The following is a 15,988-nucleotide window of genomic DNA, read 5'->3' as shown; positions in this document are numbered from 1 at the left end:
CGTTACGGGGCCGGTTTCCGGCTGAACGCCACGCCGAGGCTTTCAATCGCATATGTCGGAGAGTCGGGAGCGCTTCAGACAGAACGCCAGCGCCGCAAGGCCCTTGACCAGCCGGTAGAAGATGGCACGGACAGGCAAGGGTGCCGGACTCCTAGCCTTGCGCGTCTCCACCATCCGGCCCGATTCTGAGCGAGGCGGCAAAGTGGGCGATGAGCGCCTGCACCTTCGGCGAATGTTGCCGGCTGCGCTGCCAGACGATATGCAGGGGCGCTCCCTGCGTCGCAAGGTCCGGCAGGATCTTGACCAGCGTGCCCTCGCGGATCTGTCGCTCTACCAGCCACGTCGCAAGCTGGGCAATGCCGAAACCCGCCTCGACCGAAGCGACCTGCGCTTCGGCGTGGCCCAGCACGATCCGGCCGTCGACCTGCTGCCGCGCCACGGGCTGGCTTCCGTCCCTGATCAGCCACGGACCGGTGCTGCCATCCGCCCGTCCATACAGCACGGCATGATGACCGAGCAGCGCCTTGATTGACGTTGGCTCGCCGTGTTCCGACAGGTAAGCCGGGGACGCACAGAAAATCAGCTCCTCGTTTCCCAGATAGCGGTAGCCGAGGGTCGGCGGCCACGAATCGGCTCCGCCTATCCTGACGACAACGTCCAGCCCATCTTCGATCAGATCGACGAACCTGTCGGTGAACGACACATTCGGGGTGACGTCCGGATACGCTCTTGCAAAGTCCAATAACGCCGGCATGCCGCGCAGCCGGCCGAATGTCGCCGGGAAATCGATGCGCAGACGACCCGATGGCGCAATCTGCTCTGCCGACAGCGTGCGTTCCGCCAGTTCCAGTTCCTCGAGCACGCGTATGCAGGTCTTGTAGAAAACCTCGCCGGCATCCGTCATCTCCAGCCGGCGTGTGGTTCTATCGAAAAGCTGCCGGTTCAGCCGGGCCTCCAGCCGGGCGATGGCCTTGCCGACTGCGGAATTAGTCAGGTTCAGGCGCTTGGCCGCAGCGGTAAAGCTACCGGCCTCTGCCACTGCAACGAACGTTTCCAGGCCCTTCAGGCGGTCAGCAGGGGTCATGTTTCGCCTAATTGTGGATTTTAATTCTATGAAGAAGAGGATTTTACATCCAACAGCGGAATTTCCGTCTCTTATATCATGGCGTTCGTGTTTCCTAGAGCAAAATCTGATGTCTACTATCCATTCTCGCAGTGCCGACGCGCCATCCGCCTTTGCGCCGGTAAAGGGCGCTTCCCTGTCGATCGCCATTCTTGCCGTGGCGGCGTTCGTCATCGTCACCACGGAATTCCTGATCGTCGGGCTCCTGCCGGCGCTCGCACGCGACCTGGGCATTTCAGCCGCCACCGCCGGCCAGCTGGTGACCCTGTTCGCCGTCGTCGTGATGCTGTGCGGCCCGTTTCTGACGGCCTGGCTCGCTGCCTTTGACCGCAAGCGCCTGTTCATCGCCATCCTGGCCTTGTTTGCCGCTGCGAACGGCCTGGCGGCGGTAGCGCCCAATATCTGGGTACTCGCCGTGGCGCGCCTGGTCCCCGCTCTTGCGCTTCCGGTTTTCTGGGGAACGGCAAGCGAGACGGCAGCGCAGATCGCCGGGCCGGGCAAGAGCGGACGCGCCGTGTCGGTGGTCTACCTGGGCATCTCCGCCGCGATGCTGTTCGGCATTCCCCTTGGCACCCTTGCTTCGGATGCGTTCGGCTGGCGCGGCGCGTTCGCGCTGCTGGCTGTGCTGTCGCTCGCCGTAGCGGTCCTCATGGCGATCAGCATGCCGACGGTGCGGGCAGCGCATCCTGTCGCCATGAGGGAACAGGCCAGGATATTCAAAAGCCCGTTTTTCGTCGCAAATGTGCTGTTGTCTATCTTGGTCTTCACCGCCATGTTCACCGGTTATACCTATCTGGCCGAGATGCTGGAGAAGTCTGCAGGGATCGAACCCGCACGTGTCGGCTGGTGGCTGATGGGATTCGGCGCCGTCGGCCTGTTCGGGAACTGGCTTGGAGGACTCTGTGTGGACAAAAAGCCGCTTGCAACCACGGCTGTCTTCAGCATCGTGCTTGCGTTGGGCATGGCTGCGAGCACGGCATTGGCCGGATTCGGCTTCGGCTTTGCCATCGCGCTGTGCGTCTGGGGCATTGCGAATACTGCCCTGTATCCGATCTGCCAGATCCGCGTGATGAAGGCCGCGTCCGGTTCCCAGGCCCTGGCAGGCACGATCAATGTGTCGGCGGCAAACGGCGGCATCGCACTCGGCGCCGTGATCGGCGGCGTCAGCATCACGGCCTGGGGCATCGGCAATGTGGGCTATGTCTCGGCGGCGATTGCGGCACTGGCAGCATTGGCCTCGCCGATCATCGCCAAGCTGGCGCAGGGCCTGCGCAAAAACGCGCCCACGGCATAGCGGTGGTGCGCAGCGATCCGCAGGTTTTTCCACGACCTGGGTAGGCAAGGCAGGGCCGGACAGCATCCTGCTGTCATGAATGTGAGCGCCCCGTGCTACCCGCAACGGCGCATCCATTGCCTGCAGGTCGATAAAAAAAGCCCCGTCCTGATAAAGGACGGGGCTTGTCGATTTTGCCGCTGAAGCGAAGCGCGTTTTACTGGATCTTTGCCTTCTTCTTCAGTTCCTGCTGATATGCCTGGAGCTTCTGCTGCTGCAGCGACTCGGCGATCTGTGGCTTGACTTCCTCGAACGACGGCACCTTGGCCGCACGGGAATCTTCCAGCTTGATCACGTGGTAGCCGAACTGGGTCTGCACCGGGGTCTCGGTGATCTGGCCCTTCTGCAGCGAGGTCATGGCGTCGGAGAACGGCTTGACGAAAGCGCTCGGCGGCGCCCAGTCGAGGTCGCCGCCATTGGCTGCGGAACCGGTGTCCTTGGATTGCTTGGCCAGGTCTTCGAACTTGGCGCCCGCCTTCAGCTTGGCGATGATGGCCTTGGCGTCCTCTTCCTTTTCCACCAGGATGTGGCGGGCATGGTATTCCTTGTCGCCGGCCTGAGCCTTGAACTTGTCATATTCGGCCTTCATGTCGGCTTCGCTGACCGGGTTCTTCTTCACATAGTCGGCGACCAGCGCGCGAATGACGATGGACTGGCGGGCCATTTCCATCTGGTTCTTCACTTCCGGCGAGGACGACAGGCCCAGCTTGTCGGCTTCCTGCATCAGGATTTCGCGGTTGACCAGTTCTTCCTTGACCATCGCGCGCAGCTGCGGCGAGTCCTGCTGGCCCTGCGCTGCCATCTGCTTGATCATGGCGTCCGCGCGGGACGAAGGTACCGGCTTGCCATTGACAACTGCGAGGTTCTGGGCCATTGCAGGCACTGCGGCAGTTGCGAGAAGAAAGACGAGCAGGCGAGCGGGTTTTAAGGTCATGTCTGTTCCTTGAGTTGGGGAAATAATATTGCGGGATTGATACGTAACGAAAGGGCGGCTACAGTGCCGCGCCGGCTTCGGCGGGTGTCAGGGCGGTGATGGCGAGCGCATGGATTTCCTGCTGCATCATTTCTTGCAGCGCATCATACACCAGCCGGTGACGCATAATTCTTGACTGACCTTCAAAGCGCGAGGATACGAGACGCAGCCGGTAATGTCCACCGCCCGAGGCGGCGCCGGCATGGCCGGCATGCAGCGCCGAATCGTCCTCGATCCGGCATTCCAGCGGCGCCAGGGAAGCCTGCAGCAAGGCGGTCATGCGGTCGATGCGGTTCATCCCGGATCCTTGATGTACTTGGACAGGAACATGGTCTGCGCGACTACGAAGGCGATCATCAGGCCCATGAAGCCGAACAGCTTGAAGTTGACCCAGACCGATGTCGGAAAGTTGAACGCGATATACAGGTTGAGCGCGCCCATCGCAGCGAAAAAGCCGGCCCAGGCCAGGTTCAGCCTGGTCCATACCGGGTCGGGCAGGTCGATCTGCGCCTTCATCATCAGGCGGATCAGGTTTTTGCCCATCGTGACCTGGGCGCCGATCAGCACCACCGCAAACACCCAGTACAGCACGGTCGGCTTCCACTTGATGAAGGCCTCGTTATGGAAATAGATGGTGGCGCCGCCAAACACCACGATGATGGCCAGCGACACCCAGAGCATGCCGTCGACCTTGCGGCCGCGGATCAGCAGATAGGCGATCTGCGCGATGGTGGCGATGATGGCCACCGCGGTAGCCAGCAGGATGGGCGCCTGCTCCGGCCCGACGCTGCCGCCGGATACCAGCCCGGATAGATACTGGCCCACCATGGCCTGGGCGGCGTCGGCATGGCCTTCGCCCCATTTGAACACCCCGAAGAACAGGATGACCGGGAACATGTCAAACAGAAACTTCATCGGCCAGGCCCCTGTTCCGGTGTGGGATCGAACCGCAGCGAGGCGGAGTTGATGCAGTAGCGCAGCCCGGTGGGCGGCGGGCCGTCGGGAAAGACATGGCCGAGATGGGCGTCGCAGACATTGCACAGGATTTCCGTGCGCACCATGCCGTGGCTGCGGTCGATCTTCTCGGTGACGTTTTCCGGGTTCAGCGGACGGAAGTAGCTGGGCCAGCCGCAGCCGGACTCAAACTTCGCATCGGATTCAAACAGCGGCGTGCCGCAGCAGACGCAGGTGTAGACGCCATGCTCATGATGATCCCAATAGCGGCCGGTGAAGGCGCGTTCGGTGGCCGCGTGGCGCGTGACCTGGTATTCCATCGGGTCCAGCATCTGACGCCATTCGGCATCGGTTTTCCTGACTTTCTCGGTCATGGTCTCTCTCGCTTTCCTGTTTCAGGAAGAACAGCTGACTTCCAGTTCGCTGGCCCAGTCGGGCGGCAGCGCCGCATACTGTTCGTTTTCAGGCTGCTCGTCAAACGGCCGTTCCAGCACCGCCAGCAGTCTCGCGACTTCCGAAAAGTCCTTGATCTGGGCCTTTTCGATTGCCACCTGGGCCAAATAGTTTCGAAGCACATATTTGGGGTTGACGCGATGCATTGCAAGGCGCCGTTGCACATCGTTACTATTTTCTCTGAGCAACCTTGCGCGGTATTGTACTGCCCAGTCATCGAAAGCGGCGCGATCGATGAACAAGTCCCGTACGGCTTCGTCACCTGACGCATTGTCCCTGTGCAGATCGCCGAGATGGCGAAAGAACAGTGTGAAGTCCACGTGGCTGTCGGCCATGATGGAAAACATCCTGTCGAACAGGGCGCTATCGCTTTCCTCGACCGTCCCAAGGCCCAGCTTGGCATGCAGCAGCGCATCCATCCTTGCCTTGAAGGCCGGTTCGTAGACCGACAGCGCCGCTTTGGTCTCCTCGACATCGCCGATCAACGGCAGCAGCGCCTGGCCGAGCGCATAGCAATTCCAGTGGCCGATCTGCGGCTGCATGGTGTAGGCGTAGCGACCCTGCTGGTCGGTATGGTTGCAGATGTGTTTGGGATTGAAGGCTTCCATGAAGCCGAACGGGCCGTAGTCCAGGGTCAGGCCGAGGATGGACATGTTGTCGGTGTTCATCACGCCATGCATGAAGCCGACTGCCTGCCAGCCGGCGATCATCTCCGCGGTGCGCCGTGTGACTTCGCCGAGCAGGGCATGGTAGGGCTGCGCATGGTCGCGCAATTCGGGATAGCAGCGGTCGATCACATAGTCGGCCAGGATCTTGAGGTCGTCGTGCCGGCCCTGGTAGAACCAGTGCTCGAAGGAGCCGAAACGCACGAAGCTGGGCGCCATCCGGGTGGCCACCGCGGCGGTTTCCGGCGTTTCCCGCATGACGCGCTGGTCGGAGCCGGTGACGCACAGCGAGCGCGAGGTCGGCACGCCGAGCGCCGCCATGGCCTCGGAACAGAGGAATTCACGGATCGAGGAGCGCAGCACCGCGCGGCCGTCGCCCATCCGTGAATAGGGCGTCATGCCGGCGCCTTTCAACTGCAGTTCCAGCCGGCCCGGCGGCGGCGAGCCGGGCGCGGCGGCTTCGCCCAGCAGGATGGCGCGGCCATCGCCCAATTGCCCGGCCCAGACGCCGAACTGGTGGCCCGAGTAGACCGCCGCCAGCGGCTGCGATTGCGGCAGGACGCTGTTGCCGCTGAACACGTCGATGAATTCCTGCCTGTTGAACTCGGCCGGGTCCAGGCCGATCAACGCAGCCGCCGACGCACTGCCGCACACCATATAGGGCTTGCTGAGCGGCGTAGGTTGAAGCCGGGTATAAAAGGCGGGCGGCAGGGCGGCGTAGGAATGTTCCAGCGGCAGCTGGTCGATAGTGGGTTTCGTGGCTGATTCAGTATTTGCTGTCATTGAGTGTCCTGTTGTGCGCGACATCGGCGTCGCTTGCTGAAGGTGAGACCGCCTGCGCCGCCTTTCGTGCCCGGCGGCCCATGCGGCCATCCGGATAGGCAATACGGGTAAGGGCCTGCGGGTCCTCGATGAACACCCGTCCGTATTTGGTCTGCACCAGGCCTTCCTGCTCCCATAGCCGCAGCTGCTTGGCAATGCTCTGGCGCGACTTGCCCAGCAGATGGCCCAGTTCCTCCTGGGTCAGCGGCACTTCCCGCCCGCGGGGAATCACGGCGGCCGACATGGCCGACGGCTGCAGCTGCGCCAGTTCCAGCAGCCGGCGCGCCAGGCGCTGCGCCAGCGGCGCCACGGCCGCCTCTTCGACCAGGTCGAAGGTTGCCCGCAGGCGCAGCGCCAGCATGCGGGCGAAGCGCTCATAGATTGCCGGGTGCCGCATCAGCAGCCGGTGGAAATCGGTGCGGGCGTGATACAGCAGGACGGTCGGGCCAGCGGCATGGCCGTCATGCGTGCGCGGCAGGCCGTCGAACATCGAGATCTCGCCGAACCAGTTGGGTCGCTCCATCACGGCGATGGTGGTGGTATGGCCGTCCGCGGTAGCCCGGGTGAAGCGCACCGATCCGCTGGCGATGGTGTAGAAGCCATCGCAGGCGTCGCCGCGGGCATGCACCAGCTCGGCGTCGGCGTAGAGCCGCAGCGAGCCGCAGCGGGCGGCTTCGTTGATGACATCGTCTGGCAGGTCGGCCAGCCAGGACTCGCGCAGCAGGTCGGCCTTGTCGATATCGGATTTGGCGGGTGAGGGCATGCAAATGTTAAAGAGTTGACAGTCTGGGCACCTGTACTGCGCCGATACTTGTCGGCCACGGTTCGAAGAACAACCGAAGCGCGCGGCCGGCGGCGGCGCCCGTATTTTGACAGACATGAGAGAGACCGATATGAACGCACCCGAAACCCTGAGCTTTCCTTCCTTGCGCGAGCGCGTCTCGGCGGAGGAATGGCAAGTCCGCCAGGACCTGGCCGCCTGCTATCGCCTGGTGGCGGACTTTGGCTGGAGCGACCTGGTGTTTACCCACATCACTGCGCGCGTGCCCGGCACCGAAGACCAGTTCCTGATCAATCCCTACGGCCTAATGTTCGACGAGATCACCGCTTCTTCGCTGGTGAAGATCGATATCCACGGCAACAAGCTGGACGATTCGCCTTACCCGGTCAATCCGGCCGGTTTCACCATCCACTCGGCGGTGCATGCGGTCCGGCATGACGCGCTGTGCGTGCTGCATACCCACAGCCTGAACGGCGTGGCGGTGTCGGCCCAGAAGAACGGCGTGCTGCCGCTGTCGCAGCAATCGATCTTCGTGCTGTCCAGCCTGGGCTATCACGGCTACGAGGGCGTGGCATTGAACGAAGAGGAAAAGCCGCGCCTGGTGGAGGACCTGGGCCGCAACACCTACTTGATGTTGCGCAACCACGGCCTTCTGACTGTCGGCAAGACCATCGCCGACGCCTTCCTGAACATGTACATTTTTGAGGCGGCCTGCAACATCCAGATCCGCGCCCAGGCCGGCGGCGGCGAGCTGACCATGATCCCGCAAGCCAAAATCGACGGCGCGATGCGGCAGTCCAAGGTGGCCACCAAATCCCAGGGCGGCATGCTGGCATGGCCGGGGCTGCTGCGCCGGCTGGACCGGGTCGACACCTCCTGGCGCGATTGAGGAGACGACATGGAACACACCAAGGACGAACTGGAAGCGCGCGCCACCTTCCGCGACATGCAGGACGGCACCGCCGCCGACTGGGCCATCATCTCCCGCGAGTTCAGGGATTACTCCGCCGTGTTGCCGGACCGCGTGATGGCGCATCTGCGCCTGCTCGACGGCGACTGCGGCGGCTTTCCGGTGGATCGCCTCACGCACAGCCTGCAGACGGCCACCCGCGCCCACCGCGACGGCAAGGACGAGGAATACGTGATCTGCGCGTTGCTGCACGATATCGGCGACACGCTTGGCAGCTTCAACCATCCCGACATTGCCGCGGCGATACTGAAGCCGTTCGTCAGTCCGGAGAACCTGGCGATGGTGGAAAAACACGGCGTCTTCCAGGGCTATTACTTCTTTCACCATCTCGGTCTGGACCGCAACCTGCGCGACCAGTTCGCCGGCCAGCCGCTGTATGACCGGACGCTGGAGTTCTGCGAGAAGTACGACGCGCCGGCCTTCGATCCGGACTATGACACCTTGCCGCTGAGCTTTTTCGAGCCCATGTTGCGGCGCGTGATGGCAAAGCCGAAAAACTCGATTTATCGGGCTGCTGTCGAATGAAATAGCTGCCTGGGCTGGGGTTGATGCGTCGCAGCATCGAAAGTGATTGACGGTTTTAGTACGGTCGTACCAGAATCCGTGACACCATTTACAACAGCCCAGGAGACCAGATGTCGGAGTATCCCCGCAGCCCCCTGATGGGGCAGATGATGAGCCAGCCGCTGCTCATCTCCAGCATCATCAAGCACGCAGACCGGTATTTTGGAAAGAACGAGATCGTGTCTCGGCGGGTCGAAGGCGATATCCATCGTTATACCTATCACGACTGCCACACCCGTTCGCGCAAGCTGGCCAATGCGTTGAAGGGGTTCGGCGTCGGCATGGGCGACCGGGTGGCCACCATGGCCTGGAACGGCTACCGGCACCTCGAGGCCTACTATGCTGTATCCGGCTCCGGCGCCGTGCTGCATACCCTGAACCCGCGCCTGCACCCCGACCAGATCGCCTACATCACCAACCATGCGGAAGACCAGTACCTGCTGTTCGAGCTGACCTTCCTGCCGCTGATCGAGTCAGTGGCGCAGCACTGCAAGACCATCAAGGGCTATATCCTGTTGTGCGACCGCGACCGCATGCCGGCGCAAAGCGCCATCCCGAACCTGATGTGCTACGAAGACCTCATCGAGAATAATTCCGATGACTATGAATGGCCGTTGTTCGACGAAAACTCCGCCTCCAGCCTGTGCTACACCTCGGGCACGACCGGCAATCCCAAGGGCGCGCTGTACTCCCACCGTTCGACCATGCTGCATTCCTATGCCTCGACCATGCCGGATGCATTGAATGTATCCGGACGCGATGCGGTGCTGCCAGTGGTGCCAATGTTCCATGTGAATGCATGGGGCCTGCCGTACTCGGTGCCGCTGACCGGCGCCAAGATGGTGTTTCCCGGCCCGGCGCTGGACGGCAAGTCGCTCTATGAGCTGTTCGAGTCGGAGAAGGTGACCTTCTCGGCCGGCGTGCCCACGGTATGGCTGGGCCTGCTCAATTACGTGGCGCAGAACAATCTCGCTTTCTCCAGCTTCAAGCGCACCGTGATCGGCGGCTCGGCCTGCCCGCCGGCCATGATGAAGACGCTGCGCCACAAGTACGATATCGAAGTGGTGCATGCCTGGGGCATGACGGAAATGTCGCCGCTGGGCACCGCCGCCACCCTGCAGGCGCAGCACATGGACTTGCCGGAAGAAGCCAAGGAAGCCAAGCTGGAGAGCCAGGGCCATGTGATCTTCGGCGTGGACATGAAGATCGTCGACGATGCCGGCCGCGAGCTGCCCTGGGATGGCAAGACCTACGGCAACCTGCTGGTCAGGGGCCCATGGGTGATTCAGTCCTACTTCAAGGGCGAGGGCGGCGACGTGCTGGAAGATGGCTGGTTCCCGACCGGCGACGTCGCCACCATCGACCCGGAAGGCTATATGCAGATCACCGACCGCAGCAAGGACGTGATCAAGTCCGGCGGCGAGTGGATCGGCACCATCGACCTCGAGAACATCGCGATGTCGCACCCGGCGGTGCTGCAGGCGGCATGCATCGGCGTGTTCCATCCGAAGTGGGATGAACGTCCGTTGCTGGTGGTGGTGAAGCGGCCTGGCATGGACATCAGCCGCGAGGAACTGCTGGCCTTCTACGAAGGCAAGATCGCCAAGTGGTGGACGCCGGACGATGTCGCCTTCATCGATGCGCTGCCCATCGGCGCCACCGGCAAGGTGCTGAAGAACCGCATCCGCGAAAGCTTCCGCGACCATGTTTTGCCTGGTGCCTGAATAACGCCGGTCAGGCGCGAATGCGGCTTTACAGGCGGCATTCGCGCCGATATAGTCAAAACACAAAATACCTATAAGGAAGAGACAGCATGACTGCACGCATCAGCGGCGCTACGCCCGCACACAGCCCTCCCTGTCCTGCCCACATCCGCATCGCCGCACCAGCGGCGGCACTGGCGGCCTGATCCAGCGGCGGCCGGCGCGCAATTCATTCGCCGGCTTGCCATCAACCCGAGATCCCGGCGATGGCGTTTTGCATCGTCGCAAGGCACATCACGCCATGTTGCGCCGTAACGCGCACGCGCCGGACCTCGTTGTATGTATCTGCATCAAGGGGAAGTCGGATGGAATTCACGCTAATTACCTTGCTTAACGGGCTTGCCTACGGCCTGCTGCTGTTCATGCTGTCATCGGGCCTGACCCTGATCTTCAGCATGATGGGCGTGCTCAATTTCGCGCACGCCAGCTTCTACATGCTGGGCGCTTATTTCGCCTATACCATCAGCGCCACGATCGGCTTCTGGCCGGCGCTGGTGATCGCGCCACTGCTGGTGGGCGTGGTGGGCGCCGTGGTGGAGCGCTATGGACTGCGCACCGTGCACAAGTACGGCCACATACCCGAACTGCTGTTCACCTTTGGCCTGTCCTATGTGATCGTCGAGCTGGTGCAGCTGATCTGGGGCCGCGCCGCGGTGCGCTATCCGATCCCCGCCGAAATGGACGGACCGCTGTTCACCCTCTACACCACGACCTTCCCGATGTATCGCGGCTTCATGATGTTCATCGCGCTGCTGATGCTGGTAGCGATCTACCTGCTGCTCACGCGCACCCGCATCGGCCTGGTGATCCAGGCGGCGCTCACGCATCCCGATGCGGTGGAGGCGCTGGGCCACAATGTGCCGCGCGTGTTCATGCTGGTGTTCGGCGGCGGCTGCGCCCTGGCGGGCCTGGCCGGCGTCATCGGCGGCAATGCCTTCGTCACCGAGCCGGGCATGGCGGCCACGGTGGGCAGCATCATCTTCGTGGTGGTGGTGGTCGGCGGCATGGGCTCGCTGGTGGGTGCGCTGGTGGCATCGCTATTGATCGGCCTGCTGCAGACCTTCGCGGTGGCCCTGGACTACTCGCTGGTCACGCTGTTCTCAGGGCTGGGGCTGAGCATCGGCCCCGGCACGCCCGGCTTCTCGGTGCTGAACCTGACCATCGCGCAGACGGCGCCCATCCTGCCTTACCTGCTGCTGGTGCTGATACTGATATTCCGGCCGAAAGGTCTCATGGGGACGAGGGAAGGATGAGCACGATCATGAGCAACACCACTTCCGTCACGACGACGTCGATGCGCTTTGCGCCGATCAACCTGGGCCGCTGGCTGGTATGGAGCCTGTTCGCCATCCTGCTGGTGGTGGCGCCGCTGATCTTCAACAAGGGCGCCTCGCTTTCCATCCTGTGCCAGATGGGCACTGTGATGATCTTCGGCCTGTCCTACAACATGCTGCTGGGCCAGGGCGGCATGCTGTCCTTCGGTCATGCCGTGTATTCGGGCCTGGGCGCCTACTTCGCCATCCATGCGATGAACCTGGCCAGCGGCGGCACCCTGCCGATACCGGTGTCATTGATCCCGCTGGTGGGCGGCATCTTCGGCATGCTGTTTGGCGTGCTGTTCGGCTATGTCACGACCAAGAAGTCCGGCACCACCTTCTCGATGATCACGCTGGGCATCGTTGAGCTGGTGTTCGCCTGCTCGCTGATGTTTCCCGACTTCTTCGGCGGCGAGGGCGGCATTTCGACCAACCGGGTGATGGGTGAGAAGGTGTTCGGCATCAGCTACGGCCCGCAGATCCAGGTCTACTACCTGATCGCGTTCTGGCTCTTCATCAGCACGGTGGGCATGTTCGCCTTCACCCAGACGCCGCTGGGCCGCATCATCAATGCGGTGCGCGACAATCCGGAGCGGGTGGAATTCATTGGCTACAACACCCAGTGGGTGCGCTACCTGACGCTGATCCTGTCTGCTTTCTTCGCCGGCATCTCCGGCGGCCTGTCAGCCATCAACTTCGAGATCGTCACCGCGGAAAATGTCAGCGCCGTGCGTTCCGGCGCCATCCTGCTGTTTACCTTCATCGGCGGCGTGGGCTTCTTCTTCGGCCCGCTGATCGGCGCGGTGGTGGGCGTGTTCCTGACCGTGCTGCTGTCAGACTTCACCAAGGCCTGGCAGCTGTATCTCGGCGTGTTCTTCATCGTGATCGTGATGTATGCGCCTGGCGGCATTGCCAGCATCCTGATGATGAATCTGCGGCTGATGGTCTACAAGCGCTTCGGCATGGTGGCGCCGCGGCTGCTGTTGATGGTCGCGGCCACGCTGCTTGCCTGCATCGGCGGCGTGATGATCATCGAGATGCTGTATCACCTGACGCTGGAGTCGGCCAACGGCACCGTGATGCGTTTGTTCGGCACCGAAGTGGATGCCGCGGGCGTCACCGGCTGGCTGATCGCGCTGGCACTGGTCGCAGTTGGCGCGCTGATGTTCTGGCGCGGCCGTCCGGCCTTCCGGCAGGCCTGGGATCAGGCCAACCTGGAAATCGAAGAACTGATCCGCAAGGAGCATGCATGAGCGCTTATTCCGTCGAACTGAAAGACGTGCGCAAGAGTTTCGGCAAGTCCGAAATCATCCGTGGCACCACGTTGCAGGTGCCCAAGGGCGAGCGTTACGCCATCATCGGCCCGAATGGCGCCGGCAAGTCCACGCTGTTCAACCTGATCTCCGGCCGCTTTGGCGTCAGCGCCGGCGACATCCTGCTCAACGGCCGCAGCATCGTCGGCATGAAGCCGTTCGAGATCAACCGCTGCGGCCTGTCGCGCAGCTTCCAGATCACCAACATCTTCCATCGCCTGACGGTGTACGAGAACCTGCGCTGCGCGGTGCTCTGGTCGCTCGGCTACAAGTATTCCTTCTGGCACCGGCTCAACGGCCTGCGCGACGCTCATGAACGGGCCGAAGCGGTGCTGGAGCAGATCGGCCTGCGCCGCCGGCGCAACACCGCCGCAGGCCTTTTGACCTATGCCGAGCAGCGCGCGCTGGAAATCGGCATCACGATTGCCGGCGGCGCCGATGTGATCCTGCTCGACGAGCCGACCGCGGGCATGAGCCGCTCCGAGTCTGACCATGCGGTGGAACTGATCCGCCGGGTCACCGAGGGCAAGACGCTGCTGATGGTGGAGCATGACATGAGCGTGGTATTCGGCCTGGCCGACAAGATCGCCGTCGTGGTCTATGGCGAAGTGATCGCCTGCGACACGCCGGCCAACATCCGCGGCAACGCCCGGGTACAGGAAGCTTATTTGGGCGGCCATGCGCCGGCGGAGGAACATGCATGAGCAAGGCGATGCTGGAAATCAAGGATCTGCATGCCTATTACGGCAAGAGCCATGTGCTGCATGGCGTTGACCTGACCGTGGGCGAGGGCGAGATCGTCAGCCTCCTGGGCCGCAACGGCGTGGGGCGCTCCACTACCGTGAAGGCGGCCATGGGGCAGGTGCAGGCGACCGGTTCGATCCGCTTCAAGGGCGAGGAAATCATCGGCGAGAAGGCCTTCCGGATCGCCTACAAGGGCCTGGGCTATGTGCCCGAGAACCGCGACATCTTCCCGACCCTGACGGTGGAGCAGAACCTGCTGCTGGGCGAGAAGAAGGGCAGGAAGTCACGCTGGTCGCTGGCGGACATGTACGAGATGTTCCCCCGCCTGAAGGAGCGCCAGCATACGGCTGCCGGCGTGCTGTCAGGCGGCGAGCAGCAGATGCTGACGCTGTGCCGGACCCTGATGGGCGACCCTGACCTGATCATGATCGACGAGCCCACAGAGGGGCTTGCGCCGAAGATCGTCGACCTGGTGGCGCAGTATCTCAACACCCTGAAGGATCGCGGCATCTCGGTGCTGCTGGTGGAGCAGAAGCTGGCGATCGCGCTTGAAATCTCGCAGCGGGTCTATGTGATGGGGCATGGCTCCATCGTGTTCGAGGGCACGCCGGCGGATCTGCGCGCCAATGCGACGGTGCGCCGCGAATGGCTGGAAGTCTGACGAACAGGAGGCAATGAAACAGGTTTGGGTTTAGTCGGGAAGTCGCTAGAATCAAAGTGCGTTACCGTGCGTTATCAGAAGTCAGTGCAGTCCATTAATTCTTATACGGAGACAAAAATGGCTATCAAACTTCGCTCGCTTGTCATCGCTTCGCTCGTCGCTGCCTGCCTGCCGTCCGCGGCACTGGCAGACAAGGTCAAGATTGCTTTCATCGACCCGCTGTCCGGGCCGTTCGCGCCGGTCGGCCAGGGCATTCTCAACAGCTGGCAAATGATCGCCGACATCGCCAACAAGGAAAAATGGGCCGGTGCCCATACCTTCGAGGTGGTTGGCTTCGACAACAAGGCCAGCCCGCAGGAGTCGCTGTCGCAGTTGAAGAGCGCGATCGACCAGGGCTACCGCTATGTGACCCAGGGCAATGGCTCGGCCGCCGCCGCCGCCTTGCTGGACGCGATCAACAAGCACAATGAACGCAATCCCGGCAAGGAAGTGGTGTACATCAATTACGCCGCGGTCGACCCCGACCTGACCAACAGCAAGTGCAGCTTCTGGCAGTTCCGCATCGACGCCAATTCCGACATGAAGATGGAAGCAATGACCAGCTTCATGGCCAAGAAGCCGGAGATCAAGAAGGTCTATATCATCGGCCAGAACTACTCCTTCGGCCACCAGGTCACCCGCGCGGCGAAGGACTATCTGAAACGCAAGCGCCCCGATATCCAGATCGTCGGCGACGACCTCCATCCCATCGGCCAGGTGAAGGACTTCTCGCCCTACATCGCCAAGATCAAGGCGTCCGGCGCCGACACGGTGGTGACCGGCAACTGGGGCGCGGACCTGGCGCTGCTGATCAAGGCTGCCAAGGATGCCGACCTGAAGGCCGACTTCTATACCTACTACGGCTCGACCACCGGCGTGCCGACCGCGATGGGCGCCGCCGGCGCCGACCGCGTCAAGTATGTGGGCTACTGGAACGTCAACAATGAAGGCTATGTCGGCAAGGAAATCGTCGAGAACTTCAAGAAGAAGTACAACGACGACTACTACGCAATGGCCACTTACACTGGCATCGCGATGCTGGCCAAGGCTTTCAATGAAGCCAAGACCACCGACCCGGTCAAGGCGGCGTTCGCCATGGAAGGCATGAAACTGAAGAGCCTCAACGGCGAAGTCGAAATGCGCAAGGCCGACCACCAGTTGCAGCAGCCGCTCTACATCGCGACCTGGGTCAAGGTCAATGGCAAGGATGTGAAATACGATCAGGAAAACACCGGCTATGGCTGGCGCACCGACCAGAAGGTGGATGCCTTCGTCGCGGCCCAGCCCACCTCGTGCCAGATGAAGCGTCCCGCGATGCAGTAAGGCGGGCAGGGCGGCGCCGGCACCCCTGCCGGCGTCGCTTTTTTTTCAATTGAAATAATACGATCGTTCTTTTCTGCGGTATAGTTTGGCACTGTGTTTTTGGCATGCCCATTCATGCTGGCCTGGCCCTGGAATGCCTGTGCCAGCGCCGCATGACTACACCGCAACACAGGATCAACACAGGCTTCATC

At 62.3% G+C, this 15,988-nt stretch carries 16 protein-coding genes; 9 read left to right on the top strand and 7 right to left on the bottom strand.

Features of this window, described 5'->3' with window-relative positions; genetic code table 11:
- Positions 1–151: 151 nt before the first annotated feature.
- Positions 152–1,084, bottom strand: a complete 933-nt coding sequence (locus ABC383_RS05910) for a LysR family transcriptional regulator (protein WP_413012437.1) — start codon at positions 1,082–1,084, stop codon at positions 152–154.
- A 109-nt stretch (positions 1,085–1,193) separates the two neighbouring features.
- Here ABC383_RS05910 and ABC383_RS05905 point away from each other — a divergent pair, with 109 nt between their 5' ends.
- Positions 1,194–2,417, top strand: coding sequence for an MFS transporter (locus ABC383_RS05905; protein ID WP_413016249.1), 1,224 nt, complete (start codon positions 1,194–1,196; stop codon positions 2,415–2,417).
- Positions 2,418–2,613: 196 nt separating this feature from the next.
- Here the strand turns inward: ABC383_RS05905 and ABC383_RS05900 are convergent, their stop codons facing one another.
- The 6 genes from ABC383_RS05900 to ABC383_RS05875 are packed head-to-tail and all read right to left on the bottom strand — an operon-like array spanning position 2,614 to position 7,086.
- Entirely contained in the window at positions 2,614–3,390 is a 777-nt protein-coding gene (locus tag ABC383_RS05900) for a peptidylprolyl isomerase (RefSeq protein WP_413012436.1), read from the bottom strand.
- Between the two features lie 58 nt (positions 3,391–3,448).
- Positions 3,449–3,727, bottom strand: a complete 279-nt coding sequence (locus tag ABC383_RS05895; protein ID WP_413012435.1) for a BolA family protein — start codon at positions 3,725–3,727, stop codon at positions 3,449–3,451.
- Complete coding sequence (locus ABC383_RS05890) at positions 3,724–4,344, bottom strand: septation protein A (RefSeq protein WP_413012434.1); 621 nt, start codon at positions 4,342–4,344, stop codon at positions 3,724–3,726. Before ABC383_RS05890 ends, ABC383_RS05895 begins: the two co-directional genes overlap by 4 nt.
- Positions 4,341–4,757, bottom strand: a complete 417-nt coding sequence (gene msrB / locus ABC383_RS05885; protein ID WP_413012433.1) for a peptide-methionine (R)-S-oxide reductase MsrB — start codon at positions 4,755–4,757, stop codon at positions 4,341–4,343. Before msrB ends, ABC383_RS05890 begins: the two co-directional genes overlap by 4 nt.
- A 21-nt stretch (positions 4,758–4,778) precedes the next feature.
- On the bottom strand, positions 4,779–6,284 hold the full coding sequence (locus tag ABC383_RS05880; protein ID WP_413012432.1) for a protein adenylyltransferase SelO: 1,506 nt from the start codon (positions 6,282–6,284) through the stop codon (positions 4,779–4,781).
- Positions 6,268–7,086 (bottom strand): Crp/Fnr family transcriptional regulator, encoded by an 819-nt coding sequence (locus ABC383_RS05875; protein ID WP_413012431.1) that lies wholly within the window; start codon positions 7,084–7,086, stop codon positions 6,268–6,270. The genes ABC383_RS05880 and ABC383_RS05875 overlap by 17 nt, the downstream gene beginning before the upstream one ends.
- Before the next feature lie 130 nt (positions 7,087–7,216).
- Between ABC383_RS05875 and ABC383_RS05870 the strand changes: the two genes are divergently transcribed.
- From ABC383_RS05870 to ABC383_RS05835, 8 genes are all read left to right on the top strand, one after another.
- Positions 7,217–7,993 (top strand): class II aldolase/adducin family protein, encoded by a 777-nt coding sequence (locus ABC383_RS05870; protein WP_413012430.1) that lies wholly within the window; start codon positions 7,217–7,219, stop codon positions 7,991–7,993.
- Positions 7,994–8,002: 9 nt separating this feature from the next.
- Positions 8,003–8,599: an HD domain-containing protein gene (locus ABC383_RS05865; RefSeq protein WP_413012429.1), complete on the top strand. Its 597-nt coding sequence runs from the start codon at positions 8,003–8,005 to the stop codon at positions 8,597–8,599.
- A gap of 110 nt (positions 8,600–8,709) precedes the next feature.
- The gene (locus ABC383_RS05860; RefSeq protein WP_413012428.1) at positions 8,710–10,362 is read left to right on the top strand and encodes a 3-(methylthio)propionyl-CoA ligase; all 1,653 of its coding nucleotides are present in this window, start codon (positions 8,710–8,712) and stop codon (positions 10,360–10,362) included.
- A gap of 344 nt (positions 10,363–10,706) precedes the next feature.
- On the top strand, positions 10,707–11,654 hold the full coding sequence (locus tag ABC383_RS05855; protein WP_413012427.1) for a branched-chain amino acid ABC transporter permease: 948 nt from the start codon (positions 10,707–10,709) through the stop codon (positions 11,652–11,654).
- An 8-nt stretch (positions 11,655–11,662) separates the two neighbouring features.
- Complete coding sequence (locus ABC383_RS05850; protein ID WP_413012426.1) at positions 11,663–12,970, top strand: branched-chain amino acid ABC transporter permease; 1,308 nt, start codon at positions 11,663–11,665, stop codon at positions 12,968–12,970.
- Entirely contained in the window at positions 12,967–13,734 is a 768-nt protein-coding gene (locus ABC383_RS05845) for an ABC transporter ATP-binding protein (protein WP_413012425.1), read from the top strand. Before ABC383_RS05850 ends, ABC383_RS05845 begins: the two co-directional genes overlap by 4 nt.
- A complete protein-coding gene (locus tag ABC383_RS05840; protein ID WP_413012424.1) occupies positions 13,731–14,435 on the top strand; it encodes an ABC transporter ATP-binding protein in 705 nt (234 codons plus the stop codon). Before ABC383_RS05845 ends, ABC383_RS05840 begins: the two co-directional genes overlap by 4 nt.
- 117 nt (positions 14,436–14,552) lie before the next feature.
- Positions 14,553–15,797 carry a branched-chain amino acid ABC transporter substrate-binding protein gene (locus tag ABC383_RS05835; protein ID WP_413012423.1) on the top strand — a complete coding sequence of 415 codons (1,245 nt, stop codon included), beginning with the start codon at positions 14,553–14,555 and terminating at the stop codon, positions 15,795–15,797.
- Positions 15,798–15,988: the final 191 nt, after the last annotated feature.

Source organism: Noviherbaspirillum phoenicis (genome assembly GCF_047237965.1).
Classification (GTDB): Bacteria; Pseudomonadota; Gammaproteobacteria; order Burkholderiales; family Burkholderiaceae_D; genus Noviherbaspirillum_A.
Note: the sequence above shows the minus strand (reverse complement) of the source record. Positions and strands in the feature narration are given on the sequence as shown.

Coding starts and splice junctions, on each gene's coding strand:
- ABC383_RS05910 (WP_413012437.1), bottom strand. CDS start 1,084: ATGACCCCTGCTGACCGCCTGAAGGGCCTGGAAACGTTCGTTGCAGTG.
- ABC383_RS05905 (WP_413016249.1), top strand. CDS start 1,194: ATGTCTACTATCCATTCTCGCAGTGCCGACGCGCCATCCGCCTTTGCG.
- ABC383_RS05900 (WP_413012436.1), bottom strand. CDS start 3,390: ATGACCTTAAAACCCGCTCGCCTGCTCGTCTTTCTTCTCGCAACTGCC.
- ABC383_RS05895 (WP_413012435.1), bottom strand. CDS start 3,727: ATGAACCGCATCGACCGCATGACCGCCTTGCTGCAGGCTTCCCTGGCG.
- ABC383_RS05890 (WP_413012434.1), bottom strand. CDS start 4,344: ATGAAGTTTCTGTTTGACATGTTCCCGGTCATCCTGTTCTTCGGGGTG.
- msrB (WP_413012433.1), bottom strand. CDS start 4,757: ATGACCGAGAAAGTCAGGAAAACCGATGCCGAATGGCGTCAGATGCTG.
- ABC383_RS05880 (WP_413012432.1), bottom strand. CDS start 6,284: ATGACAGCAAATACTGAATCAGCCACGAAACCCACTATCGACCAGCTG.
- ABC383_RS05875 (WP_413012431.1), bottom strand. CDS start 7,086: ATGCCCTCACCCGCCAAATCCGATATCGACAAGGCCGACCTGCTGCGC.
- ABC383_RS05870 (WP_413012430.1), top strand. CDS start 7,217: ATGAACGCACCCGAAACCCTGAGCTTTCCTTCCTTGCGCGAGCGCGTC.
- ABC383_RS05865 (WP_413012429.1), top strand. CDS start 8,003: ATGGAACACACCAAGGACGAACTGGAAGCGCGCGCCACCTTCCGCGAC.
- ABC383_RS05860 (WP_413012428.1), top strand. CDS start 8,710: ATGTCGGAGTATCCCCGCAGCCCCCTGATGGGGCAGATGATGAGCCAG.
- ABC383_RS05855 (WP_413012427.1), top strand. CDS start 10,707: ATGGAATTCACGCTAATTACCTTGCTTAACGGGCTTGCCTACGGCCTG.
- ABC383_RS05850 (WP_413012426.1), top strand. CDS start 11,663: ATGAGCAACACCACTTCCGTCACGACGACGTCGATGCGCTTTGCGCCG.
- ABC383_RS05845 (WP_413012425.1), top strand. CDS start 12,967: ATGAGCGCTTATTCCGTCGAACTGAAAGACGTGCGCAAGAGTTTCGGC.
- ABC383_RS05840 (WP_413012424.1), top strand. CDS start 13,731: ATGAGCAAGGCGATGCTGGAAATCAAGGATCTGCATGCCTATTACGGC.
- ABC383_RS05835 (WP_413012423.1), top strand. CDS start 14,553: ATGGCTATCAAACTTCGCTCGCTTGTCATCGCTTCGCTCGTCGCTGCC.